The sequence below is a fragment of the Streptomyces sp. NPDC003023 genome, from assembly GCF_042888225.1.
Lineage (GTDB): Bacteria > Actinomycetota > Actinomycetes > Streptomycetales > Streptomycetaceae > Streptomyces.
Genome location: NZ_JBIAPL010000005.1, coordinates 125,036 through 148,181, shown reverse-complemented (window position 1 = coordinate 148,181; position 23,146 = coordinate 125,036). Strand labels below are relative to the sequence as shown.

The window sequence follows — 23,146 nt, the reverse complement described above, 5'->3', positions numbered from 1 at the left end:
GCGGCGGCGTGCCGGAACTCCCCGCGGTCCTGGCGCGTCAACAACAGGCGTGACCTCCACCAGCCCGCCGTCCTGGCCCCACTGCGGCGCCGACGCCGGCCCCGCGGACCCGGTCGGCTGCCGCGGCGCCCGGGTCGCCGGCCGCCCCGCGTGTCTGGCCCACCTTGCCCCGGCCGACCGCGCCGCCTGGCTGACGGCCCTCGGACCGGGCGCGGACGTGGAACTTCGCGGGACCACGTTCACGACGGATCTGCTCCGCCGCCTGCTCGACGCGGTCCGGGACCCGGCGACAGGGCGCCCCGCCTTCGGGGAGGCGCTGTTCACAGGAGCGACGTTCCTCGGCGAAGTACGGCTGGCCGGTGTCTCGTTCGCCGGCAGCGCCCGGTTCGGCGGGGCGACGTTCCTGGGGGACGCGTGGTTCGTCAGCGCCACGTTCGCCGGCACGGCGCGCTTCGGGTCGGCCGACTTCGCCGGGGCCGCGCGGTTCGACCGGGCCGTCTTCTCCGGGGACGCCAGATTTCCCGGCGCGCGGTTCCAGGGCCGGGCCTGCTTCGCGGGCGCGGCGTTCTCCGGAACGGCCCGGTTCGGCGGGACGGAGTTCGCCGGCGCCGCCGAGTTCGACGGTGCGGTGTTCGATGGAACCGCGCGCTTCACACGGGCGCGGTTCGAGGGTGCCGACCAACTGGGTCCGCTGGTGTGCGGCGGCCGGATGGACCTCTCGTCGGCGGTGTTCGCCGAGCCCGTGACGATCGAGGCGGCGGCGTCGGAAGTCGTGTGCCGCGCGACACGATGGCAGTCGACCGCCATCCTGCGACTGCGGTACGCCGCCGTGGATCTGGCCGACACGCGGCTGGCCCAACCGGTCTCCGTCGTGGGCCGGTTCGCGCCGCTGCTGTCCGAGCCCGGGCAAGGAGCACAGGCCGAACAGGCGCTCGGGGACGATCCGGGCGTCCGTGTGCTCTCCATAAGGGGTGTCGACGCCTCCATGCTCACCCTGGCCAACCTGGACCTGGAACGCTGCGTCTTCAGCGGCGCGCTCCACCTCGACCAACTGCGGCTGGAGGGGCGTTGGACGCTGGGCACCGCGCCTTCCGGCTGGCACATGCGCGGCCCGCTGCCGCTGCGATGGACGCGACGGCAGGTCATCGAGGAGGAGCGGCAGTGGCGTGCCCTGCGGGGTCGGCCGGCCCCCGCCCGCAGAGGGTGGGGCGACGCACCGCCCGACCCGGACACGGTCCCCGGCCTCGCCTCCCTGACCACCGTCTACCGGCAGCTCCGCAAAGCCCGCGAGGACAGCAAGGACGAACCAGGGGCCGCCGACTTCTACTACGGCGAGATGGAGATGCGCCGCCACAGCCGGGGATCCGGCACCGCCGAACGCCGGCTGCTCCAGGCGTACTGGCTGCTCTCCGGCTACGGACTGCGCGCCACGCGTGCTCTCGCCTGGCTGCTCGCGGCCATGACCGTGTCCGTTCTCGCACTGACCCTGTGGGGTCTGCCCACGTCGGAACCGAAGCCGCGTACCACCGGCACGATGCCGGTCGCGGGGCGTGAGATCTCCCTCGAGACGGAGGCGCCGCCGCCCACCCTGAGCGGGCCGGTGGCCGATCGGATCACCGGCGCGCGGATGGAGAAGGCGCTCCGCATCGTGATCAACTCCGTCGTCTTCCGCGCGAGTGGCCGGCCGCTCACCACCGTCGGCAGCTATGTGGAGATGACGTCGCGGATCGTGGAACCGGGCCTGCTCGCCCTCGCGTTGCTCGCCGTTCGAGGACGAATCAGGCGATAGCGACAGCTGGCGACACGTCGCGACATTCCTGCCCGTATTCGTGTCCGTACTCCGCGAGGAGAAGCCGGGGGGTCGCCGGGCGTCCTCTGAACGGCCGCCCCGTTCGATTACAGTGCTGGGCCGGGCACGATTCGTTCGGCGATGTCGGGGGAGGAGCGCGGTGAGCGCAGCAGCCACGGCCGTGTGGGGCCGGGCCGAGCAGCAGGACTTCCGTGCCAGGGTGCGCGGTGCGCTGCTCGGCGGGGCCATCGGCGACGCGCTCGGCGCAGGTGTCGGCGGGCTCACCATCGACGAGATCCGCGCCGCTCACGGTGCCGACGGGCTGACCGACCTCACGCCCGTCAACGGCCGCAGGGGCGCCGTCACGGCCGCCACCCAGCTGACCCTGTTCACCGTCGACGGGCTGATACGGGCCCAGGTCCGCCGCGACACCGGGGCGTGGCACCCGCCGACCGATGTGCACCGCGCGTACCTGCGATGGGCCGCGACCCAGAGCGACTGGGGCCCCGACGAGCGCCGCAAGGAAAACGGCTGGCTCGCCCGCGAGGAGTGGCTCTACACCCGCCGCAATCCTTCCCGTGACACCGTCACCGGGCTCGCCGACGAGAACATGGGCACGCTGCAGGCCCCCAAGAACCCGACCGCGCGGGACGCGGGGGCGCTGGTGCGGTCCGCACCGTTCGGGCTGCTGGTGGGCTGGGAGCCGCAGCTGGTGTGCCAACTCGCCGTCGAGTGCGCCGCGCAGACCCACGGGCATCCGACCGCGTACCTGTCGGCCGGCGCGTTCGCCGTCATCGTGCACGGCCTCGCCCGCGGTGAGACGCTCGACGGCTCCGTACAGCGGGCGCTGGCCCTGCTGGCGTCCCGGCCCGGACACCAGCCGGTGACGGACGCGCTCAAGCACGCGCTGGGCGCCGTACGGCAGGGCATTCCGAGCCCGGCGCGTGTCGCATCGCTCGGGGAGGCGCACGTCGCGGAGGACGCGCTCGCCATCGCCGTCTACTGCGCGCTCGTCGGCGAGGACATCCGCCACGGGCTGCGTCTCGCCGTCAACCACGACGGCCCGTCGGAGGTCACCGGGGCAGTCTGCGGCGCGCTGCTGGGCGCGCTGCACGGGGAGACGGCGCTGCCGCCGGCGTGGCTGTGCGAACTGGAAGGGCGTCCGACGGTCCTGGAGATCGCGGACGACTTCGCGATGGAGATGACTCAGGGCCCGGCGCTGCACAGCCCGACGGTGACGGCGCCGGGCTGGCTGGCGCGGTATCCGCGGGGTGCGGCGGAGCTCACGTGACGGCCTGACGGCTGACGGCGACAGGGGCCTCGAGCGGCTTGGGGGGCCTCGAGGGCGGTGGCCCGGCGGTCGCGTGGTCAAAGAGGGGCGGCCCGTGCGGCCTGGGGACGGGGACGTACGAAAGCCTGGGGCCCGGCGGCCGGGGGTGTACGAGGCGTGTGCGACCAGTTGCTCGTACGGACGAGCGGCGGCCCGGGGGCCCGGGGGCCCGGGGGTCCGGCGGGTGTACACACGGGCCGGTGGCACGACCGTCGTCACGACGGTCAGCGGGCATCCGTTCCGCGGGCGAGGAGGGCCCGGACTCCGTCCGGTCCCCTCGTCCCGCGGCGCGAATGCCCGCGCAGGAGGTGGCAGGCGGGGTCAGCCGCCCGCGGCCTCGCGGCCGGCAGCGGCCGGGACCAGGCCCACCGCGCCGGCGCCGCTCGCGTCGTCGCCGCCGTCGTCACCGTTGATCTTCGCGAGGACCTCGTCCCGCCCCGGGGTGTCCTCCGGCTTGATCCAGCCGATCACGATGTAGAGGACCAGCGACACGGCCAGCGGTACCGAGATCTGGTACTGGAGCGGCACACCGCCCTCGACGTTCCAGCTGATCGGGTAGTTGACCAGCCAGAAGGCGACCAGGCCGACACCCCAGCTGGTGAGGGCCGCGGTCGGTCCGCTCTTGCGGAACCAGGGGAGCAGTCCCAGCATCAGCGGGATCGCGATCGGCCCCATCAGACCCGCCACCCACTTGATGACGACGGTGATGATGTCGCCGAAGAACGGCGAGTTGACCTGTGTGGCGATCGCCATCGACAGGCCGAGGAACAGCAGCGTCGTCAGGCGCGCGGCGAGCAGACCGGCGCGGGTGTCCCACTCGCGGACCTTGCGGGACACGGCGGGCATGATGTCGCGGGTGACGACCGCGGCGATGGCGTTGGCGTCGGACGAGCACATGGCCATCGTGTGCGAGAAGAATCCGACGATGACCAGACCCAGCAGACCGTGCGGCAGCAGCTGCGCGGCCATCAGCGCGTAGCTGTCGGCGGGGACGTCGGTCTCGACGAGCAGTGGTGCGACCCACATCGGGAAGAAGAGCACGGCCGGCCAGATCAGCCACAGCAGGGCGGACAGGACACCCGAGCGCTGCGCGGACTTCGCGGAGTCGGTGGCCATGTAGCGCTGGGCCTGGTTCCACATGCCGCCGTTGTACTCGAAGGTCTTGATGAAGAGGTACGCGATGAGGAACACCATCATGTACGGGCCGGCCAGCGGCTCCGCGTGGCCCTTGAGCTCGGGCTCGTCCCACACGGTCCACAGGCTGCTGAAGCCGCCCAGTTCGGCCATGACGGCGACGAGCATCGCGATGCCCGCCACGAACTGGATGACGAACTGGCCCAGTTCCGTGAGCGCGTCGGCCCACAGGCCGCCCACCGTGCAGTAGACGGCCGTGACGGCACCGGTGATCAGGATGCCCATGTTGAGGGAGACGCCGGTGAAGACGGAGAGGAGCGTGGCGATGGCCGCCCACTTGGCGCCGACGTCGACGATCTTCAGCAGTACGCCCGACCAGGCGAGTGCCTGCTGCGTCGGCAGGTTGTAGCGGTTCTTCAGGTATTCGAGCGGCGAGGCGACGTGCAGCCGCGACCGCACCCGGTTGAGCCGGGGCGCGAACAGCCGGGCGCCTGTCGCGATGCCGATGGCGATGGGGAAGGACCAGGTGACGTACGAGGTGACGCCGTAGGTGTAGGCGATGGCCGCGTACCCGGTGAACATCACCGCGCTGTAGCCGGACATGTGGTGCGAGATACCCGAGAGCCACCACGGCATCTTGCCGCCGGCCGTGAAGAAGTCGCTGACGTTGTCCACACGCTTGTGGGACCAGACGCCGATCGCGACCATCACGCCGAAGTAGCCGATGAGTACGGCCCAGTCGAGACTGTTCATGCCCCCTCCAGGGGTCCGGTCCGTCTTGTGAACGCCGTTCATGGTGTGGCGCGCCACAGCAGCGGGACAACGCGTTGACGAGTCAAGAGGAGGTAAAGATGTTCGACTTGTTGACTTCAGTTCATATCCATGACCGACAGAAGGGCGAAAACATGGCCGCATCGGATGTTCGCCGATGCGGCCCCTTCATGTCGAGAGCGGCTGTCACCTCATCAGTTCGCCCGCGTTGACGAGAAGCGACTGACCGGTGATGGAGCGGGCGCGGTCGGAGGCCAGGAAGGCCGCGGCCTGGGCGACGTCCTTGTCCGTGGCCAGTTCCGGAAGAGCCATCCGCTCGGTGAGCCGCCCGAGCACCTCGTCCTCCGGCACGCCCTCGGAGTCCGCGGTGAAGCTGACGTGCGCCTGCACGGGCGGCCCCCACATCCAGCCGGGCAGCACCGTGTTGACGCGTATCCGATCGGGGCCGAGCTCCCTCGCCAGCGAGTACATCGCGGAGGTGAGCGCACCCTTGGACGCGGCGTACGCCGCCTGCCGCACCTGCGACGGCGCGGCCACCGCCGACTGTGTGCCGATGATGACGACGGATCCGCCCCGCGCCCTGAGTCCGGGCAGGCACGCACGGGTCATCCGCAGCGTGCCGAGGAGATTGACGTCGAGGACCTTCTGCCAGGTCGTGAAGTCCGCGTCCTGGAGGCCGCCGAAGCAGCTGTCCCAGGCGGCGACGTGCACCACCGCGTCGATCCGCCCGAAGCGTTCTGTCGCGAGCGCCGCCAGTGCCTCGCACTGGGTCTCGTCGGTGATGTCGGTGGCCCGGTGGGCGGTGCGCGCGCCGCCGGGGTCGATCTCCCTCGCCGACTTGGCCAGATTCGCCTCCGTGCGCGCCCCGAGGACGGCGTTGCCACCGTCCTCGACGACGGCGGCCGCGACCTGGTGCCCGAGTCCGGGCCCGACGCCGGACACGATGACTGTCCTGTCCCGAAGCAGCATCCCGGCGCCTCCCGAGGCTGGCGATCCATCTGACGGAGCGTCAGAGTAGGTCGCACCGGCCGAGGACGGAAGGGGAACACCCGTGAACGAGGACACGCGAAGCGAGGATCGGCGCGCCGAGGACACGCGCAGCGGGGTGTACGCGGAGCTGGCGTCGGTCGGCCCGTACGGGGTCCGCCCCGGCCACGCGCTGATCACAATGGTCGAACCGCATCCCGGACAGGAGTACGCGTACAACCGCTGGTACGAGGACGACCACTACTACGCCGGCGCGATGGCGATGCCCTGGATCTACGCGGGCCGCCGCTGGGTGGCGACCAGGGACCTGCAACTGCTGCGCTACCCCGAGGACTCGGCGGTCGCCCGGCCGGTGACCGCGGGATGCTACATCTCGACGTACTGGATCACCGAGGGCCGATACGCCGACCACATGAAGTGGACGGTCGCCATCAACAAGCGGCTCAACCGGGACGGGCGCGTGCATCAGCAGCGTACGCACGTCTTCACGGCCTTCCAGGACCACGAGGCCACCGTCTACCGCGATGGAGCGGCCGGCCCTCGCGACCACCATGCGCTGGACCATCCGTACGACGGGCTGGTGGTCCAGGTCATCGACGCCGACGGGCCCGCACGGCGGGCGGAGCTCCTGGAATGGCTGCGGGTGAAGCACCTGCCGGGGAGGCTGGCGGGCTCGCCCGCGGCGATGGTGACCGTGTTCAGGCCCACGCCGCTGCCGGGCGACCGGATGACGTATGTGAAGCAGGTGGAGGGCGTGGACACCCGGCTGACGCTGCTGTGGTTCCTCGAGGAGGATCCGAGGGAGCGGTGGGAGGACACGTTCGCCGGACTGGACGCGGCGGTCGCCGAGTCGGGGCTGGGGAGGGTGGAGCTGGTGGCGCCGTTCGTACCGACGGTTCCCGGGACCGATCGTTACGTCGACCTGCTGCGGTGAACCGGACCGGCGGCGTGGCCGAGCCCCCTCGGCCGGGACGGCGAACCAGTCGAGAGGGCTCTCGGTAGTGTCTTGGTGCTGGGCGTTGCTCGCGTTGCCTGCGTCGCTCGCGTTGATCGCATCGCTCGTGTTGGCCGCATCGCTCGCGTCGCCCGGGTCGGTGCCGTGGCCCGCGCTGTGCGCTCGGACGTGCTCAGCCGAGGTCGAACGCGCCGTCGCCCGCGTCGTTCACTTCGTTCACGAACGCGTTCCACGACTCGGGGACGAAGGTGATCGTCGGACCCGCGGGGACTTTGGAGTCCCGTACGGAGATCGCCTGGACGACTGGAGACCTGACCTCGATGCACGCGCCGTTCCCGGTGGAATACGAGGACTTCGTCCATGTCTCCGTCGCGCCCTGAAGGATTGCCATGTTCGCTCCGCTTCCGGCAAGTGGTGTGATCTGAGCCAACGTTCTTGCTGGCGTGATCGACGCTACTCGCCGAGTGGGGCGCGTGAGACGGGCGTTCACTCGACCGGATGGCATATTCCATACGGCTCTTCCGCCGCGCCGTAGCTCTGGTGTACCGTTCCGCTCCCCTTGTCAGACCGGGGATGTTCGCACGTAGTCCTTGGCGATGTCGGCGATGAACTGCCGGGTCTGCTCCACGTTCAGCGCCTGGGCGCGCAGATGCTCGTACATGACGCTGTACTTCTGCACGTCGTTGGCCTTCTCGAGGTACAGGTCACTGGTGACGCCCTCGATGTAGACGACGCTCGAGTCGGAGGCGTCGGGGAACTCGAGGATCGCGTACTGGCCGTTGATGCCCGGATGCGCGCCCATGTCGAACGGCAGCACCTGCACCGTGACATGGGGCTGATGCGACAGTTCCACGAGATGCTCGAGCTGCTCACGCATCAGCTGCTTGTCGCCGACCTGCCGACGCAGCGCAGCCTCGTCGATGACCACCCACAGGCGCAGGGGGTGCTCGGTGTCCCTGATCCGCTCCTGGCGGCGCAGACGTACGCTGACCCGCTTCTCGATGTCGGTCGACCCGCTCTCGGGCAGCGCTCCCGTGATCAGCGCTTCCGCGTACTGCCGGGTCTGCAGCAGTCCGGGGACGACCTGCGGCTCGTACACGCGCAGGCTGGCCGCATCGGTCTCCAGACCGATGTAGACGCTGTACGGGATGTCGCCGAAGGCGTGCCACCAGCCCTGCTGGCGGGAGTCCTTGGCCATCTGCATCAGTGAGTCGACGATGCGGTGGTCCTCGACCTCGTACACCCCGCACAGATCGCGGACATCGCGCTGGCTGATGGAGCGGCGGCCGTTCTCGAGGCGGCTGATCTTCGACTGGGAGACGAGCAGGCGCTCGGCCACCTCCTCGGCCGTCATACCTTTCAGCTCCCGGAGCCGGCGCAGCTCCTGCCCCAATCGGCGTCTCCTGACGGTGGGATTGACGTTGGACGCCACGGAAACTGCACCTCCGGCTGTGTAGCTGTGCGTATCTACTGCTGAGCACATTGCCACCAATGGTGGTCGCCGCGCTGCGAAATGGCTACACACGCGGACGCCGCGGCTGCACATGGGAACGCGCGGGGCAGCGGCGTGGCTGCCCCGCGCGTCCCACTTGCGGCTCCCGAACCGGCCGTTGGGGACGACGGTGCGGCGGTCCTGCGATGGGGTGTCGGGTGGTGCGGGTGGTGCGGCTCCTGCGGGTTCTGCGATGCCGCGGTCAGTGCGCGGCGACACGTGCGGCCATGCTGCCGCGGCGTGGTTGCATCGGTACGGGCCCCGGCTGGCGGCCTACGGGTGCCGCTGCCTGGTTGTTGCGGCGCGGCGGCTGCGCGGCCACACCGTTCTGGACGTCCATCACCGCGTGCGCGACGAGACCGCCCATCGGGTCGTGCCTGATGAGGTCCCGCAGACGGGACCGCGAGGAACGCCCTTCGTTGCCCGGGTACAGGTGCTTGCCGAGTCCGACCGCGTGGGCCAGCGCGGCGAGCGCCGCGGTCCGCGGGTCCGGCGGTACGCCGGTGCGGATCGCACTGTCCAGCCGGGCCCTGATGTCCCGGCTGATAGCCGTCTCCGTCGCCTGGTAGCGAGTCGTCGGCAGAACTCCGCACATCTGACCCGCCACGGCATGCACCATGCCGCACCGCTCCAGATGCGAGAGGTAAATCTGGCGCAGCCCCAGGCGGGGCCCGCCGATCCAGTGGACCGCCCGTACCGGGCTGCCGCGTCTGCGCAGCAGTTCCAGTGCGGAGTCCAAGGTCGGATCTCCTGTCGGCCGTGGCATCACCACGGCGATACGATCCCCGTCTGGGGCTATCCGTCCTGCCAGAGCCAGCTCTACTAGCTGTGCCCCGGCCAGGCCGAGGTCGAGCGACTGCGGCTGCGCTGTGGTACCCGTTGCCGGGTCCAGAGCGAGCAACAGAAGCTCCTCCGGAAGTGTTCTGCGGCTCCTGCCCATCCATGCCTCCCCGCGTGGATGAATGACAGGGTGACCCCTCTCACATTGGTCTGTCGAGAGCGCCTGGGTGCTTTGTTAGGGAACCGATAGGTATGTCGTTCTCGTCTAGCACGGGAGCCAAGCGCTCACACAGGACACTGGTAGATGGTTCGGACATCGACGGACCGTCGCGGGTCGCCGGTATTCGGCACCTGTGAAGAGATACGCATGGCGCATGGCACATGACTCATGGAGGAGGCACGGTGGCGGGCGAGTCCCCCGACAAGTCGGAGCAGCGGAAGTCGTCGGGGGAGACGACTCAGGAGGAGCGCGACCCCCGTCTCGCCGTATTCCGTCAGGCCACGCACGGGCCCGGTTCCGATCACGACACCTCCCGGACGACGGCGGACGACACCCCGGAGGGTCCGGTCCGCGTGGACCAGCCGACGGCGGTCTTCAGGACCACGCCGCCGTCGGACGAGCCGGACACTCCTACGGGCAACGACGCGCGCCTGCGCGCCGCGGTTGCAGCGTGGGTGGCGTCGGACGCCGACGGGGCCGACGGCACCGAGGCGGCCGACGCTTCGGAACCGCCTGCCTCGGCTCCGGAGGCCCCGGAGGGTTCGTCGGATGCGTCCGATGCGTCCGATGCGTCGGACGCGGGGAGCGCGGGGGGCGCGGGGGACGATGACGCGTCCGGTGCCGCACAGGACACGGCCGCGCCGTCGGAGGACGGCGACGCGGAGCAGGCCGACGCGCAGCCGCAGGCGTCCGTCTCCGGGGACTCCCGTACCGCCGGGTCGCCTGGGGACTCCGAGGCCGTCCTGGACGGCCACACGGACGCCGGTGCCGCTTCTGAGCGCCGGGCGGACTCGTCGGACGACGACGCCGCCGACGCGGAGCCGGAGGCGTCCGACCCCGAGATCACCCCCGGGACAGCGGCCGCGCCGGCTGCCGCCCACGACACCGCCGACGCCGCCGACACCGCCGACACCGCCGACGCCGAAGGCGACGCGGGCGACGAAGCCGCGACGCCCGCCACCGCGACCGAGAGCGCGCCCGCGGCCGCCGACGCAGACGGCGGCGCCGTGAAGAAAGCTTCCCCCGCACCGTCGATGAGTGCGGATGCAAAGCTGGGCGACGTCGGTGTCGACCAGCCGACGGCCATGTTCAAGGCGCTGCGTCGCCCGGTCGTCGACCAGCCCACCACCGCCCTCAAGATGCCTCCGGTCGCCGAGCCCGCGGCAAAGCCGGATCCGCAGCCGGAACCGGAGCCGGAGCCGGAGCCCAAGGGCGAGTCGAAGCCGGAACCGGAGCGCGCACCGGAGTCGAAGACGGCGCCCGCACCGAAGGCGGCGGAGCCGGCATCGAAGCCGGAACCGAGGCGCGAGCCGGAGGCCGAGGCCGAGCGCACCAGCACCTTCGTGCCGCTGCGCCGCGACGACGTGCGCCCCGCGCCCGCCCAGCCCCTCCCGGCCGCCGCGCAGCCCGCCGCCGCGCAGCCCGCCGCCGCGCAGCCCGCCGCCGCGCAGCCCTCCGCCGCACAGCCCTCCGCCGCACAGCAGCAGCCCGCCGCCGCGCAGCCCCCCGCGTCGCTCGGTGAAGCCGAGCGCACCAGGCAGCAGCCGATGCCTCCGCTGCCGCCCCTGGACCTGCTCGCCGAGCTGACGAACACTCCGCCGCCGCCGGAGACGCCGGTGCGCACGATCGTGCGCCGGGTCAAGATCTGGACCCCGCTGGTCCTGCTCCTGCTGATCGTCTTTGCAGTCGTACAGCTGGTGCGTCCGCTCCCGGACCCGACGCTGGCGCTCTCCGTCGAGGAGACCTACACCTTCGAGGGCGGCAAGCTCGAGCTGCCGTGGCCTGCCGAGGGCCAGGGCGCGGCGGAGGTGGTCGGGGTCGGCAGCCTCGGTACGTACGGTGCGCAGAAGCCCGCCCCCATCGCGAGCGTCGCGAAGACGATGACGGCGTACGTGATCCTCAGGGACCACCCGATCAAGGGCAAGGAAGTCGGCCCGAAGATCACCGTGGACAAGCAGGCCGAGGAGGAGTCGAAGGCCAAGAGCGAGTCGACGGCTCCGATCAAGGAGGGCCAGCGGTTCACGGAGAAGCAGATGCTGCAGCTGCTGATGATCCCCTCGGGGAACAACGCGGCCCGTCTGCTCGCGCGCTGGGACGCCGGTTCCGAGGAGGCGTTCGTCAAGAAGATGAACGACGCCGCCAAGGACCTGGGCATGACGAACAGCACCTACACCGACCCGAGCGGCCTCAAGTCCAGCACCGTCTCCACCCCGCTGGACCAGATCAAGCTCGGCAAGGCCGTCATGGAGAACGACGTCTTCCGGGAGATCGTCAACATGACCCAGGCCGAGATCCCCGGCATCGACGGAAAGATCCGCAACAACAACGACCGCGCTCTGCTGATGGAGGGTGTCGGCGGCATCAAGACCGGCTCCTCCACTCCGGCCGGCGGCAATCTGCTCTGGTCCGCCAACGCCCTCGTGGACGGCGAGATCCGCCGCATCATCGGGATAGTGATGGGCGCGCAGGACGCTGCCCAGCTCTGGCAGAAGCTGGAGAAGGCGATCGACTACAGCATCGCGGTGATCCCGCCGGCCCAGGAGGCCGTCACCTCCGCCACCGTCGTCAAGAAGGGCGATGTCGTCGGTTACGTCGACGACGGCCTCGGGGGCCGCACACCGGTGGTCGCCACCAAGGATCTGAAGGCGGTCGGCTGGTCGGGCCTCGACGTGAAGATCGAGATCGCCCCGAACGGCAACGCGCTCCCGCACTCGGCGAAGGCGGGCACGACCATCGGCCAGGTGTCGGTCGGCGAGGGAGTCGGGAAGGTCAGCGCGCCCGTGGCCCTTCAGCAGGACCTCGCGGAGCCGGGCTTCGGGGCAAAGCTCACCCGGCTCGGCTGAAGCCGCGGGCGGCACCAGGGCCGTTGACGCCGGAGGAGGAGGGGAAGCCCGTGGCAGGGCTTCCCCTCCTCCTCTCGTCTCACCCGCCGGCCCCGGCGCCGGCCCGGCTCCCGTCGACGCCGAAGTCGCGGAGCCCGTGCCGCGCTTCGCCTCGTACAAGGTGTCCCCGGCCCGCATCCGCCTGGCGACCGAGCGGAGGGCTCCCGCGGTCCGCCCAGTAATGTGAAGGGCCTTCGCCGCGTCCCAGACGTCCCGACCAGGAGCCCGAAATCACCACCATGCTGAACGTCTCGCCGCCCGTCGCCGCGGAACGGGCCGTATGGACCCCCCGTACCGCCGCCGCGGTGATACCTCTGACGGTGGCGTTCGTCCTGGGTGTCTGGGGCATCCGGCGTGAGGGCGGCGTCTGGCGGGACGAGGTCGTGACGTACGACATGGCGCACCGCACCCTGCCGGAACTGTTCGGCACACTGCAGAACGCCGATGCCGTCCACGGCCTGTACTACCTCCTCATGCACGGGCTGTTCGCGACCTTCGGCGGGGACCTGATCACCCTGCGGATGCCGTCCGTACTGGCGACGGCCCTGGCCGCGGCGGGCATCGGACTCCTGGGCCGCCGGCTCGCCGGGCCCAGGGCCGGCATCTTCGCCGGACTCGTCTTCGCCGTGATCCCCGCGGTGCAGGAGTACTCGCAGGAGGGCCGCTCGTACGCGGTTGTCTGCGCGCTGGTCGTCTGGGCCTCCTACCTGCTGGTGAGCGTCGTGTCCCGGCCCAGGGGGCCGCTCTGGGCGGCGTACACGCTGGTGACGCTGACCGCCTGCCTGCTCCACGAGTTCGCGGTGCTGATGCTGACCGCGCACGGTGTGACCGTCGTGTTCGCCGGCGTGCCGCGTGCGGTCAAGCGGGCCTGGGCCAGGTCGGCCCTCTGCGTGGTCGCCGGTCTCGCCCCGCTCGCGGTGTTCAGCATGGGCCAGTCGGAGCAGGTCGGCTGGATCATGTGGCCCGACCCCGTACAGCTGTTGACCTTCGGGGCGATGGCGGTCGTGGGGCTGCGGTGCGCCCGTACCCCGGTGCGGTCGGGCGGGCCGATCCGGCTCAGGACACTCGCGGTACCGCTGCTGATCCTGCCCTCGGTCGTTCTGATGCTGGCGTCGCAGCTGAAACCGATGTACGTCGAACGCTATGTCCTCTACTACGTCATAGGGTTCGCGCTGCTGTTGGGGGCGGCGCTCGACCGCGGACTGCGGTCGCACTCCGCGCCGGACCGGACCGCGCGCCGGAAGTGGGCCTCGCTGTTCACGGTCGCCGCGGTGCTCGTGGCCCTTGTGCCCGTCGCCGTTCATCTGCGCAGTCCCGAGAGCCGGGTGGACGACGCCACCGCCGTGGCGTCGGCCGTGGCGGAAGCCTCCGAACCCGGCGACGGCGTCGTGTTCTCACCGGCCAGGCGCCGGGTCTGGGCCCTGGCCCGTCCGGAGGAGTTCAGGGGCCTGCGCGACCTGGCCCTGGTGCAGCAGGTGGCGTCGTCCGAGTCCCTCTACGGCGAGGAGACATCGCCCGAGCGGACTCGCACGCGGATGCTCGAACAGAACCGCATCGTCGTGCTCGGCGACCCGGAGGGCAGCCCGCTCGACGCGAACGAGCAGGAGGCCGTGAAACGCGCGACGCTCGAGGACCACTTCGAGCAGTGCAGCAGCAAGGAAGTCACGGGCGCGCGGATCTCGGTCTACGCACGGCCGGGACACTGCTCCGGCCGCTGACGCTCCCCACCTCGCCCTTCCTGTGCCGTGCCCTGCACGGCGGGCGGCCGATGCGCGCCACTCTTACCGGCGTTAACACTTATGCGACCGTGGCCACTGATGCATAGTGGTCGAGCTCTGACATACCGATCGGTCGGTCTACGGGGTTCGGGTGCGACATGGTCTTCAAGCGATGGAACGGATGGGCCGTCTCGGCAGGGGGCGTCGCGCTGCTGATGCTGACGCCCGCAGTCGCCGGATGCCAACCGTCCGGAGGCGGCCCCTCATCGGCGGGGGCCCCGGCGCCGGGAACGGAGGGCGACCCGAGCGACCTCGGCGGCGCGCCCGACCGGATCGTGCCCACCGAGGAACCGGAAGCCACGCGGGCACCCGCCCGCCCCAGCCCGAAACCGCCGACGGGGCCCAAGGAACCGGCGACACCCGGTCGCCCCCCGTACTCGGCCTGGGCGGGGCCGGGCTGCACCGGGGGCGGCGGTTACCGCGAGAGCGGCCGCGTCGGCGACGGCTTCGACGGCTGGTACACCGTCAGGTCCGGCGGCCACCGCGGCGACGGCTGCGACGGGCGCTTCACGGCGATCCCCGTGTCGGGCAGCCGCACCGAGGACAGCGGCGGCACGGCGACGTGGTCCTGGTACGTGGGCAGCGGCTACCGCACCTGCTCGGTCGCCGTGGTCGTTCCCGTGAGCGATCGCGACCGTGACGTGGCGGGCGAACCGACGACGTACCACGTCCTGTCCGACCCGGACGATCCCGGCAGTGTCGTCAAGGCGTTCGACATCGACCGGACGAGACTGCGGGGCACCGGCCTCGTCGTGGAGAAGGTCCCGGTGCACGACCAGCGGCTGACCGTCCAACTGGTCGACAGAGGCGGTGACCGGGGCGGCGAGGGCCGCGACGGCGCGCACCACGCGGCGGCCCAGATGCGCGCGGAGTGCCGCGCCTGACGGCGGTCACACCGAAGATCGACCTTGCCGTACCGGCGGGAACGGCACTGCTGCATAGTGTCCGTCATGGTTTGCGAGGGATGCAGACGCACGTCGGGTACGTGCGACAGGTGCGCGGGTGCCACCACCCGGACACGACGCCGTCACCGGGCCGCTCCGGCGCGCCCCAGGATGCTGCTGGGCGTCTGCGTGGCCCTCGTCGCCATGGGGACACTGCTCACGGGTGCCGTGCTGCTGATCGGTGACGGCGGGGGCCAAGCGGTGAGCGAACCCGCGGTCCCCGGAACGGACATCGGGGTCGGTGGCCGCCCCAACCTCATCTCCCCGACGGACGTGGCGCCGTCCGTCTCCCAGGACGCCTCGAAGTCCTCGCGTCCCACGGCCGATTCGTCACCGCTCGCCACCCGGTCCGCCACGTCGGCCTCCGCGAGCCCGACGCCCTCGACCCTCCGGTCGGCTTCTCCCTCCGCCTCGCCTCCGTCGGGCGAGCCGACGCCGTCCGGCACCCCTGGCTCCGGCCCGAGTCCCGGTCCCACACCGTCCGGCGACTGGCGTGACAACGACAACTGCGACGAGTGGGGCGACGGCGACCGCAACGGCAACGGAAACGGCCGACACGGCCGCGACGACTGCTGGTGACGTGACAATCCCGGAGTGAAGATCACCGCCCGCGCGCTCAACCGCGCCACGCTCGCCCGGCAGTTGCTGCTCGAACGACGACCGCTCGATGTCGGGGACGCCGTTCGGCAGGTGGTGGCGTTGCAGGCACAGCAGCCCGCCGCTCCCGCCTCGTCCCGGGCGACCTGATCCTCAACTTGTGGGGGCGGCCACGTCCAGCTCTGCATCGGCAACGGCAAGGTCGTCCAGCGCCCGGTTCCGGCCGGACGGTCACCGTCGCGCGGCTGCCGCCGGCCTCGCAGGCCGTCGCATGCCGGCACATCGCAGGCAGGGGCGGCGCCGCAGGTTTCGAACGGAGACGTCGGCGTACAAGTGTCCTGTCGTCAGCTCGCCGTTCGGTCCAGCCGCAAAGGGGAGGCGAGGATCTCCTCAAGAACGAACGACGCATCCGTCGGCAGGCCATCGCCGTCGCGAACCGCTCCGGCGCAGACGACCAGGGCCTTCCAGAGCGCCCAGGCCCGTCCACGCTCCCAGGTGGCCTCGTCCACACCCAGCCGTTCACGGAACGCGGCGCGGCTCCTGCCGGTCAGCATCGTCCAGGCGATCGACAGATCGCAGGCCGGATCCCCGACTCCGCAGGTGCCGAAGTCGATAACGGCCGCGAGCCCACCGTCCTTCACCAGAAGGTTGCCCGAGGCCATGTCACCGTGGAACCAGACTGGCCTACTGTCCCACGGGGCTCGCAACGCCCGTTCCCAGATCTCCTCGGCTGCCTCGGTCCGGATCACACCGTCCAACGTCTCCAGAGCTGTCCGGGCCCACCGGTCGTAGGTCGTCAGTGGCCCGCCTCGGTACCAGTTGTGCAAGCCCGGCCCCGGTCCGCCTGCCGGGTCGATCCGCTGCAGGGACATGAGGAACTCCGCAAGGCGGATGGCGAAGGCCGTCATGTCCTCGACGACGGCACGAGTCGCAGGCTCGCCATCGATCCACCGGTATACCGACCATTTGTGCGAAAAGCCCTCATCGGGCACGCCCTCGGCCAGCGGAACCGGGACCTCCAACGGCAACCCTGCCGCGAGCACCGGCAGCCACCGGTGCTCCTTCTCAACCGCCAGCGCGTACTCCTCGGCGGTCGGTAGCCGCACAAGCATCTCGTCACCGAGACGGAAGGTGCAGTTGTCCCAACCTGGTGCGTCGACCGGCCGGACCTCAAGGCCGGACCACTGCGGGAACTGCGCGGCGATCAGCCTGCGCGCCACTGCCGCGTCGACTGGTTGCCGGTCCGGCAACGGCACATCCTCGGGCGTCTCGTTCATCGGAGGCGACCGTACGGCCCCCGTCGGATCACCGCAAGGGATACAAGGTCCCGCCGCCGCCATCGACCGACACATCAGATCGGAACCCGAAAACGGACGGATGGACGGGCCCGGGACCCACCCCGGCGACCGTCCGATCGTCGGCCGAGGGGGGCGTCGGCCGAGGCCCGACGGGCGCGCGGACCCCCTGTCAGTGGACGACGTCGAAGACGTTCTTCTGCAGGCCGTTGGCGTAGGCCTCGTGCTCCACCAGCTTCAGCTTCTGGGTGTCCTTGTCCGTGGAGCTGAACAGGCGCTTGCCCGCACCGAGCAGGAGCGGGAAGACGAGCAGGTGGTAGCGGTCGATCAGGCCGGCGTCCGAGAGCCCCTGGTTCAGGGTGGCGCTGCCGTGGACGATGATCGGGCCGCCCTCGGTCTTCTTGAGCGCGGCGACGTCGTCGAGTGAGCGCAGGATCGTGGTCTCGCCCCAGTTCGTAACCAGGTCGTCGTCGGTGAGGGTGGTGGAGACGACGTACTTCGGCATCAGCTTGTAGGTCGTGAAGTCCTCCATGTCGGGCCAGACCGGGCTGAACGCCTCGTAGCTGACCCGGCCCATCAACATCGCGGCGGCTTCCTCCTGCTCCCGGCCCTTGATCTCGAACGCCCCCGGGACGAACTCCATGTCCTTGAAGGTCCATCCCGAGTTCCGGTAGCCGGGCTCACCGCCCGGGGCCTCCACCACACCGTCGAGCGAGACGAAGGCAGTGCTGATCAGAGTGCGCATTCGAGGTCTCCTGGCTCTGGTTTCCGGTTCTCAGCCGTTCGGGCGTCCACACGTCGACCGCACTCGCGGCCGCGTCGCGCCAACATGATCCATGACCGGGGAACACGGAAAAACTCATCGGTCGTCGTGTCCTTCCTCGACCCGGACACCCTCGGACACCCCCGGACATCCCTCGGGCACACGGCCGGCACGCCGCTCGTACTCAGCTGAAGCGGTCACGGAAGCTGAGTACTTGCGCTCTGGTCGATCACGGGACGGGCGGGAAGGCTCGACGCATGCGACAGCGACTTGTGAAACCCGTTCCCGGACTACTGGCGTTCCTTGTGTCGGCTCTGGTGGCCCTGGCGGGCTGGGCCGCCTGGCTGGGCTGGGACCAGCATCGTGACGTGCACCCCGACGGATCGACGACCGGCCCGTACGAGGCGTGGCAGGTGATCGGGTTGGTGCTGACTCTGCTGGTGCCGGTGTACTGGGCGGCATCCCGGCGCTACTACGCAGCCGCTGTGCCGGGCATCACGGTCGGCCTGACCTCTGCCGCCTTCTACGACTGGTCGGACGACGGCAGCGGCCTCTTTCTGATCGGCGTGGGGATGGTCATGGTGGGGAGCCTCGCCGTGACCTCAGCCGTCACCGCCGTGATCGTCGCCGTGAAACGACCACGGCCCCCGGCGTCCGCCGCCGAGTGAGTGCGGCGAGGGTGTGCGTGGCCGTGAACCTTCGTAGTTCTCACGTGTGCACGGGGTGCTTCGGCCTCTCGCGCCCGATCACGTAACCTCCGACGCCGGCCAGGGCCAGCACGATCCCGAGGCTTCCGAGTGTCACCAACACCGTGGGGGCGGGGGAGCCCTCCAGCACTCGTCCCTGCACCCCGGCGGCCGCGACGCTGCCCGACCGCTCGTCGAGGTGGAAGCGCGAGTCGTTGGCGTTCGCCCGGTGGTCGCCCAGCAGGAACAACCGCCCTTCCGGCACCCTCACTTCGTACGGCTGGACCATCGGGTTCTCCCCGTCGTCCGTCATGTACGGCTCGTTGACGGGTCTCCCGTTCACCGTGACCCGGTTCCCCTCCCCCGCCACGTGATCGCCACCCACTCCGATCACCCGCCGAAGCAACGGCGCGTTTGGAAGGTGCTCGGGTGCCTCGATGAGCAGGACATCGCCCCGGCGTATCTCGCGCGCGTCGATCCGCTCGATGAACAGCCGATCGCCCTGGCGGTACGCGGGTCTCATCGAGTCGCCCATGACGGTGGCCATCTTGTAGTTCGCGAGGGTGTACACGACGGTCCCCACCAGGACGGCCAACCCGAGTGATACCGACACCCAGGCCGCACTTCTCCACCAGCCGGCCTCGTTGCGCTGCTGCCGCATGAGCATCCTTCCCTTGCACCGCCCGCCGGCAGAGGTTATGCGGCCTCGGGTCGGAGACGGCACCGGGCTCCTGCCCACCTGACCTCCGGCGGAACTGCCGCTGTCCCCCCACTCCAGCGATTCAGACCGGTCACGCCTCGGGTAGACCTCGACCATGCGCTCGGCGCTCACTTCGGCCGGTCGCCTGCCAGCGACTGGGACCAAGGTCCCGCCTTCCCGTTGTCGGGCCGGCCGGCTTTCGCGTGTTCCGGCAGGTGTCCCAGGACCCGCAGCGCGGCGCGATCAGCCACACGGACCGGCTGCTCAAGCGGCGACCGATTGTGAGTGACCGCCCGCGTTGATGCCAGAAGTGGACGTCAAAGGCCCCGGACCAAGATCGGTCCGGGGCCTTTTGCCTGGTGCCCCCGGCAGGATTCGAACCTGCGACACCCGCTTTAGGAGTTCGACCGGCCCGCCCCGTTGACACGGTCGCCCCTGTTTCGGCAGCCGCACGGAGCCATCGAGAGCTGCTGGCGTGCGCTCTCGTTGATGTCACGTGTGGATGTCAGCCCCGCCAAGGGGGCTCCGTTACCGCTTCTTCAGGAGCTTCCACGTCTCTACTCCGGCCTCCTACTTCCTCACGTGTCGGACAGTACAGATGAACCTACAGATCCCTGACAACTCCTCCCGATTGTCAGTGGCGAGGTGGATAGTGGTCGCGTGACGCAACCACCCACGTCCCCCGAACCGCTGCCAGCCCCGAGCGCCGACCATGCGTGGAAGGCCCTGGCGCTCGTCGTGGATTGGATCAAACACGCCGAGACGAAAGCGGGGGTCACTTTGGCGGGGGCCGGAGTGGCTGGCGGCGTCCTCTACAACCTGTTGAAGGACGTCACAACCCCATCGAGCTGGCTGATCTTGTGTGCTGCCCTGTGTGTGCTGGGATTGGTGGCGACTGGCCTGTGTGCCGGCTTGGCACTCTGGCCGCGTCTGAGAATGAAGGAAGAGCCAACGAGCCTTCTCTATTTCCACCACATCGCACGTGGCCATCCGCAGAGCGACACCTATACTGCCTCGTTGATTTCCCTCACCGGGGACATAAATGCATTGATTGAAGAGATCGCCAAACAGGGGTGGGCGAATTCTAAGGTTGCTCACGAAAAATACATGTGGGGCGGATGGGCCATTCGCTTCTTGATCAGCTCTCTGGCAGCCCTAGCCGTGACCGCAGGATTGCGCGTAGTCGACTAACTTGGAGAGTTCTTTGGACAGCAATTACAGGGTCTACGATCACACCGCCAGCGCTCGTCGAATTAGGGACTATCTCACCAGTTCGACGAGCTCGTATGAAGAGGTGAATTCACTTCCAGACAGAGACAAGCTGACGTTCTCTAACGGCTTCTACGCCAACTGCTCGGCCATCTTCGTAGATATCCGGAAGTCTTCCCAGCTTCCGAGCCACTACAAGCGCCCACGTCTGGCCCGGATCTATCGCGCCTACCTCTCTGAGTTGGTCGCCATCTTCAACGGTGACCCGAACACCCGAGAGATCAATATCGCTGGCGACGCCACCTGGGCTGTCGTGAACACGCCCTACAAGAGGGACGTCGATTCGGTCTTCGGCCTGGGCGCGAAAGCCAACTCGATGGTCAAGATCCTCAACTACGAGATGAAGAAGGCTTCCTATGGTCAGCCCATTGAGGTCGGCATCGGAATGTCGTGGGGTCGGGCGCTCATGATCAAAGCTGGATATAGTGGCAGCGGTATCAGCGACGTCGTATACATGGGGGATGTAGTAAACGAGGCGGCCAAGTTGGCGAACTATGGAAGTAGTGGTTGGAACATTCCACCCGTGGTCACCTCGTCAAATTTCCACGAAAATCTCAATGATCACAATAAAGAGCTTCTCAAGTACGACTACTCGCGCAGCTGCTACACGGGGACAGTAATCAATACTGTGATGGAGGAGTGGTTTAAGGAGAACTGTAAGTGAGCCTGGTTGGGTGCAGGCATAACCCTTCCGGTGCGGCAGATCAAGTCTGGGAGCCCGGGCCAGAGCGAGGTCCTGGTGCCGAACAGAAAACGGTCCTGGTTGGTCACCAGACATGCAGCGGTGCTGAGCCTGTCGACGCGATGCTGCGCCGCTACGCACCCTAATTGACCGCGGCTGGCTGCTCGATCTGGCACGCGCCCTACCGCTGACACCTGCCTTGTAAGTTCGCTCACCGGGCCGTGCCGCCTGCTCCGCGCCCACGACGCTGGCAGTTCGCGGTGCTCCTACGGCTGTTCAAGTCCGTTGCCGTCCGGGGGCGTTGATGTCATCCGCTGATGTCACTCCCCGGAGCGCCGACGTGCTGCCAGTCGCCGTAGCCTACGGCGGCGCTGTCCCGCTGCGCGCTGCTGAGATCTCACGATGGCGACCGTCTGCGGATCACTGATCAGGTCGTAGTCGTACATCAGAAGCGCGTCGTCATCCTCTGCGAGCAGGCATCGCAATGTGTCGATGTGGCGCTCAGGGCTGGTGAGTAGCCGCTTCGACTCCAGCCAGGCGGTCAGACCACCATCGTCTTCCAGCACGAACCCACCGTAGTCAGCCGGCCCGGCGTCGTCATGCCAGTTCTCCGGGCTTAGGCATGGCCTTCCCAGTGTCGCAGATCATCTCCGGTCGCCCCGGCCAGAGCGGGGTGTGGGTGGTCACCCGTGGGTGCCGACTGTCAGCGTTGGTCGACCTCGGACGGTCCAGGGACGGCCCAGGGCACGAGGGAACCAGAACCACTGGCCTGCCTGCTGGGAAGCTCAGCGACAATCCCGAGTCGTGAACTTCGTAGCCGGTTCTGTGCCGATACCAGTGTCAACCGACGGTAGGTTCCAACTGGCAACGCCGCCCCACTCGTCAGTGATGATCAAGGTGCCACCTTTAGACGGTGGATTGACATCCGTGATCGCTTTGTACTCATTGCCGGGCTCAAGGTCGGCATAGATCGAGTAGGCGTCAATGCACCCCTGCCATGGAGCGTTCACGTAGTCCCACTCCTCGACCTGGGCTCCGCCACCCTCCCACTTGATCATGTTGTTGGTCTGCTCACCGATGGCGCCACCGGAAGCTGACTTCAAGGTGAAGGCAAGAGCGACGGCATACTTGCCCCGCACGCTGGCAGTCTTGTCCTTGGCGAGAGCGTCACGGTAAGCAACCCCAGTTAGCGTGATCTTGAGGGGTTCACCATCTGAGTCACTCAGAGTAACCGTGTCTCCTATCGTTCGCGCGGTGGGATCAGCCCCCTGAGCGGCATCAGCACTGCTGGGCGAGGTGCCAGATACTGGCACCCCACCACTCCCGCCTGCCGAACAAGCGGACACGGCAAGCGCCGCGAGTAAACAGACAGTGACTGCGTTCGTGCGCACTACGGTTAGCCCCCAATGTTCAACGCTGCGTGTTGATCACAGTACCAACGGGTTACTAGGTCGGCGGAGCGGCTTTGGGCTGGAGCTGCTTTGGGGCGAGTGATCATGGCCCCGTAAGCTGATGGCGAGTCGGGCAGTCTGTGGACCTGCCCGTTAAAGCACGACGTTGGGGCCATGATCTTAGAGGCTCGCCCCAAAGTGGCTGCCTAAAGCCGTGGAGCCGACCGCCCCAGCCAACGACGTCTGAGCCTCAGCACTGTCAGGCGAGGCTTTCGAAGCCGAGCTTGGCCAGTCGCGACCGGATGGCGCTGGGCTTCCGGCCGAACTGTTTCCCGAGCATGCCGAAGTCTCGTTCGCCCTGCTGGTAGAGCGCAAGGAGGCGGGCGTCGTCCTCGGGTGACCACGGGTGGCCCATCCGCGGAAAGCGAGCCCGTAGCTCTTCCGGCGTCTCACGCCTCCTGCCGGCATCACCGGAGGGGCAGACGGACTCGATGATGTCGAGCGGGAATTCTGCGACGTGGGTGCCTGTAAGCCAGAGGTTCAGGTGGCCGTCGTCGAACGTGAGCCGGTCGGCATAGACGGTGACTGCCCGCCGCAGGACGTCGCTGTCGTTCGGGTCTTGGCGGTAGTCGGTGAACGTCAGACGGAACGCTGCGTGCACGGTGGAATCCCCCATGGGGCCATCCTGGCGTTCCCGTTGG

General features: G+C 69.1%; 21 protein-coding genes and 1 pseudogene. 11 read left to right on the top strand and 11 right to left on the bottom strand.

The genetic code is table 11. The features are described from left to right. Window positions 1-49 precede the first annotated feature (49 nt). A complete protein-coding gene (locus tag ACFYV1_RS18700) occupies window positions 50-1,789 on the top strand; it encodes a pentapeptide repeat-containing protein (protein WP_389396592.1) in 1,740 nt (579 codons plus the stop codon). A gap of 160 nt (window positions 1,790-1,949) precedes the next feature. Continuing rightward, window positions 1,950-3,080, top strand: coding sequence for an ADP-ribosylglycohydrolase family protein (locus ACFYV1_RS18695; protein WP_389396591.1), 1,131 nt, complete (start codon window positions 1,950-1,952; stop codon window positions 3,078-3,080). A gap of 360 nt (window positions 3,081-3,440) precedes the next feature. Here the strand turns inward: ACFYV1_RS18695 and ACFYV1_RS18690 are convergent, their stop codons facing one another. Continuing rightward, a complete protein-coding gene (locus ACFYV1_RS18690; RefSeq protein ID WP_389396590.1) occupies window positions 3,441-5,006 on the bottom strand; it encodes a sodium:solute symporter family protein in 1,566 nt (521 codons plus the stop codon). Between the two features lie 204 nt (window positions 5,007-5,210). Further along, window positions 5,211-5,993: an SDR family oxidoreductase gene (locus ACFYV1_RS18685; protein ID WP_389396589.1), complete on the bottom strand. Its 783-nt coding sequence runs from the start codon at window positions 5,991-5,993 to the stop codon at window positions 5,211-5,213. An 82-nt stretch (window positions 5,994-6,075) separates the two neighbouring features. On the opposite strand from ACFYV1_RS18685, the gene ACFYV1_RS18680 reads away from it, so the two are divergent. After that, entirely contained in the window at window positions 6,076-6,945 is an 870-nt protein-coding gene (locus ACFYV1_RS18680) for a hypothetical protein (RefSeq protein ID WP_389396588.1), read from the top strand. A gap of 193 nt (window positions 6,946-7,138) precedes the next feature. Here the strand turns inward: ACFYV1_RS18680 and ACFYV1_RS18675 are convergent, their stop codons facing one another. The 3 genes from ACFYV1_RS18675 to ACFYV1_RS18665 all read right to left on the bottom strand — a co-directional run bounded on the left by ACFYV1_RS18675 (window position 7,139) and on the right by ACFYV1_RS18665 (window position 9,398). Beyond that, complete coding sequence (locus ACFYV1_RS18675) at window positions 7,139-7,357, bottom strand: DUF397 domain-containing protein (RefSeq protein WP_389396587.1); 219 nt, start codon at window positions 7,355-7,357, stop codon at window positions 7,139-7,141. 171 nt (window positions 7,358-7,528) lie between these two features. Further along, complete coding sequence (locus tag ACFYV1_RS18670) at window positions 7,529-8,398, bottom strand: helix-turn-helix domain-containing protein (protein ID WP_389396586.1); 870 nt, start codon at window positions 8,396-8,398, stop codon at window positions 7,529-7,531. A 262-nt stretch (window positions 8,399-8,660) separates the two neighbouring features. After that, window positions 8,661-9,398, bottom strand: coding sequence for a GPP34 family phosphoprotein (locus tag ACFYV1_RS18665; RefSeq protein WP_389396585.1), 738 nt, complete (start codon window positions 9,396-9,398; stop codon window positions 8,661-8,663). A 221-nt stretch (window positions 9,399-9,619) separates the two neighbouring features. On the opposite strand from ACFYV1_RS18665, the gene ACFYV1_RS18660 reads away from it, so the two are divergent. The 5 genes and pseudogenes from ACFYV1_RS18660 to ACFYV1_RS18640 form a co-directional block, all read left to right on the top strand. After that, window positions 9,620-12,301: a D-alanyl-D-alanine carboxypeptidase gene (locus tag ACFYV1_RS18660; protein ID WP_389396584.1), complete on the top strand. Its 2,682-nt coding sequence runs from the start codon at window positions 9,620-9,622 to the stop codon at window positions 12,299-12,301. Window positions 12,302-12,579: 278 nt separating this feature from the next. After that, complete coding sequence (locus ACFYV1_RS18655) at window positions 12,580-14,058, top strand: glycosyltransferase family 39 protein (protein ID WP_389396583.1); 1,479 nt, start codon at window positions 12,580-12,582, stop codon at window positions 14,056-14,058. Between the two features lie 158 nt (window positions 14,059-14,216). Further along, window positions 14,217-15,002 (top strand): adhesin, encoded by a 786-nt coding sequence (locus ACFYV1_RS18650; protein ID WP_389396582.1) that lies wholly within the window; start codon window positions 14,217-14,219, stop codon window positions 15,000-15,002. A gap of 171 nt (window positions 15,003-15,173) precedes the next feature. After that, the gene (locus ACFYV1_RS18645; RefSeq protein ID WP_389396581.1) at window positions 15,174-15,641 is read left to right on the top strand and encodes a hypothetical protein; all 468 of its coding nucleotides are present in this window, start codon (window positions 15,174-15,176) and stop codon (window positions 15,639-15,641) included. Window positions 15,642-15,656: 15 nt separating this feature from the next. Then, window positions 15,657-15,788, top strand: a pseudogene (locus tag ACFYV1_RS18640) (winged helix DNA-binding domain-containing protein); the annotation flags it as partial. 215 nt (window positions 15,789-16,003) lie between these two features. Here ACFYV1_RS18640 and ACFYV1_RS18635 read toward each other — a convergent pair. Together ACFYV1_RS18635 and ACFYV1_RS18630 are read right to left on the bottom strand one after the other, a co-directional pair. Then, window positions 16,004-16,936 carry an aminoglycoside phosphotransferase family protein gene (locus ACFYV1_RS18635; RefSeq protein WP_389396580.1) on the bottom strand — a complete coding sequence of 311 codons (933 nt, stop codon included), beginning with the start codon at window positions 16,934-16,936 and terminating at the stop codon, window positions 16,004-16,006. 190 nt (window positions 16,937-17,126) lie between these two features. After that, window positions 17,127-17,699 carry a dihydrofolate reductase family protein gene (locus ACFYV1_RS18630; RefSeq protein ID WP_389396579.1) on the bottom strand — a complete coding sequence of 191 codons (573 nt, stop codon included), beginning with the start codon at window positions 17,697-17,699 and terminating at the stop codon, window positions 17,127-17,129. Window positions 17,700-17,974: 275 nt separating this feature from the next. On the opposite strand from ACFYV1_RS18630, the gene ACFYV1_RS18625 reads away from it, so the two are divergent. Further along, window positions 17,975-18,385 carry a hypothetical protein gene (locus ACFYV1_RS18625; protein ID WP_389396578.1) on the top strand — a complete coding sequence of 137 codons (411 nt, stop codon included), beginning with the start codon at window positions 17,975-17,977 and terminating at the stop codon, window positions 18,383-18,385. Window positions 18,386-18,425: 40 nt separating this feature from the next. Here ACFYV1_RS18625 and lepB read toward each other — a convergent pair whose 3' ends face one another. Beyond that, window positions 18,426-19,064 carry a signal peptidase I gene (lepB, locus tag ACFYV1_RS18620; RefSeq protein ID WP_389396577.1) on the bottom strand — a complete coding sequence of 213 codons (639 nt, stop codon included), beginning with the start codon at window positions 19,062-19,064 and terminating at the stop codon, window positions 18,426-18,428. 699 nt (window positions 19,065-19,763) lie between these two features. Between lepB and ACFYV1_RS18615 the strand changes: the two genes are divergently transcribed. Next, on the top strand, window positions 19,764-20,294 hold the full coding sequence (locus tag ACFYV1_RS18615; RefSeq protein ID WP_389396576.1) for a Pycsar system effector family protein: 531 nt from the start codon (window positions 19,764-19,766) through the stop codon (window positions 20,292-20,294). 13 nt (window positions 20,295-20,307) lie between these two features. Then, a complete protein-coding gene (locus tag ACFYV1_RS18610) occupies window positions 20,308-21,036 on the top strand; it encodes a hypothetical protein (RefSeq protein ID WP_389396575.1) in 729 nt (242 codons plus the stop codon). Between the two features lie 338 nt (window positions 21,037-21,374). Here ACFYV1_RS18610 and ACFYV1_RS18605 read toward each other — a convergent pair whose 3' ends face one another. From ACFYV1_RS18605 to ACFYV1_RS18595, 3 genes are all read right to left on the bottom strand, one after another. Beyond that, the gene (locus tag ACFYV1_RS18605; RefSeq protein WP_389396574.1) at window positions 21,375-21,620 is read right to left on the bottom strand and encodes a hypothetical protein; all 246 of its coding nucleotides are present in this window, start codon (window positions 21,618-21,620) and stop codon (window positions 21,375-21,377) included. A 219-nt stretch (window positions 21,621-21,839) separates the two neighbouring features. Continuing rightward, window positions 21,840-22,193 (bottom strand): hypothetical protein, encoded by a 354-nt coding sequence (locus ACFYV1_RS18600; protein ID WP_389396573.1) that lies wholly within the window; start codon window positions 22,191-22,193, stop codon window positions 21,840-21,842. Between the two features lie 511 nt (window positions 22,194-22,704). Next, window positions 22,705-23,121: a hypothetical protein gene (locus ACFYV1_RS18595; protein ID WP_389396572.1), complete on the bottom strand. Its 417-nt coding sequence runs from the start codon at window positions 23,119-23,121 to the stop codon at window positions 22,705-22,707. Between the last annotated feature and the right edge of the window lie 25 nt (window positions 23,122-23,146).

Bases quoted from the DNA above. Each gene is read 5' to 3' on its own strand.
- ACFYV1_RS18660 (WP_389396584.1), top strand. From the start codon at position 9,620: ATGACTCATGGAGGAGGCACGGTGGCGGGCGAGTCCCCCGACAAGTCG.
- ACFYV1_RS18650 (WP_389396582.1), top strand. From the start codon at position 14,217: ATGGTCTTCAAGCGATGGAACGGATGGGCCGTCTCGGCAGGGGGCGTC.
- ACFYV1_RS18635 (WP_389396580.1), bottom strand. From the start codon at position 16,936: ATGAACGAGACGCCCGAGGATGTGCCGTTGCCGGACCGGCAACCAGTC.
- ACFYV1_RS18630 (WP_389396579.1), bottom strand. From the start codon at position 17,699: ATGCGCACTCTGATCAGCACTGCCTTCGTCTCGCTCGACGGTGTGGTG.
- ACFYV1_RS18655 (WP_389396583.1), top strand. From the start codon at position 12,580: ATGCTGAACGTCTCGCCGCCCGTCGCCGCGGAACGGGCCGTATGGACC.
- ACFYV1_RS18645 (WP_389396581.1), top strand. From the start codon at position 15,174: ATGCTGCTGGGCGTCTGCGTGGCCCTCGTCGCCATGGGGACACTGCTC.
- ACFYV1_RS18675 (WP_389396587.1), bottom strand. From the start codon at position 7,357: ATGGCAATCCTTCAGGGCGCGACGGAGACATGGACGAAGTCCTCGTAT.
- ACFYV1_RS18665 (WP_389396585.1), bottom strand. From the start codon at position 9,398: ATGGGCAGGAGCCGCAGAACACTTCCGGAGGAGCTTCTGTTGCTCGCT.
- ACFYV1_RS18625 (WP_389396578.1), top strand. From the start codon at position 17,975: ATGCGACAGCGACTTGTGAAACCCGTTCCCGGACTACTGGCGTTCCTT.
- ACFYV1_RS18690 (WP_389396590.1), bottom strand. From the start codon at position 5,006: ATGAACAGTCTCGACTGGGCCGTACTCATCGGCTACTTCGGCGTGATG.
- ACFYV1_RS18685 (WP_389396589.1), bottom strand. From the start codon at position 5,993: ATGCTGCTTCGGGACAGGACAGTCATCGTGTCCGGCGTCGGGCCCGGA.
- lepB (WP_389396577.1), bottom strand. From the start codon at position 19,064: ATGCGGCAGCAGCGCAACGAGGCCGGCTGGTGGAGAAGTGCGGCCTGG.
- ACFYV1_RS18595 (WP_389396572.1), bottom strand. From the start codon at position 23,121: ATGGGGGATTCCACCGTGCACGCAGCGTTCCGTCTGACGTTCACCGAC.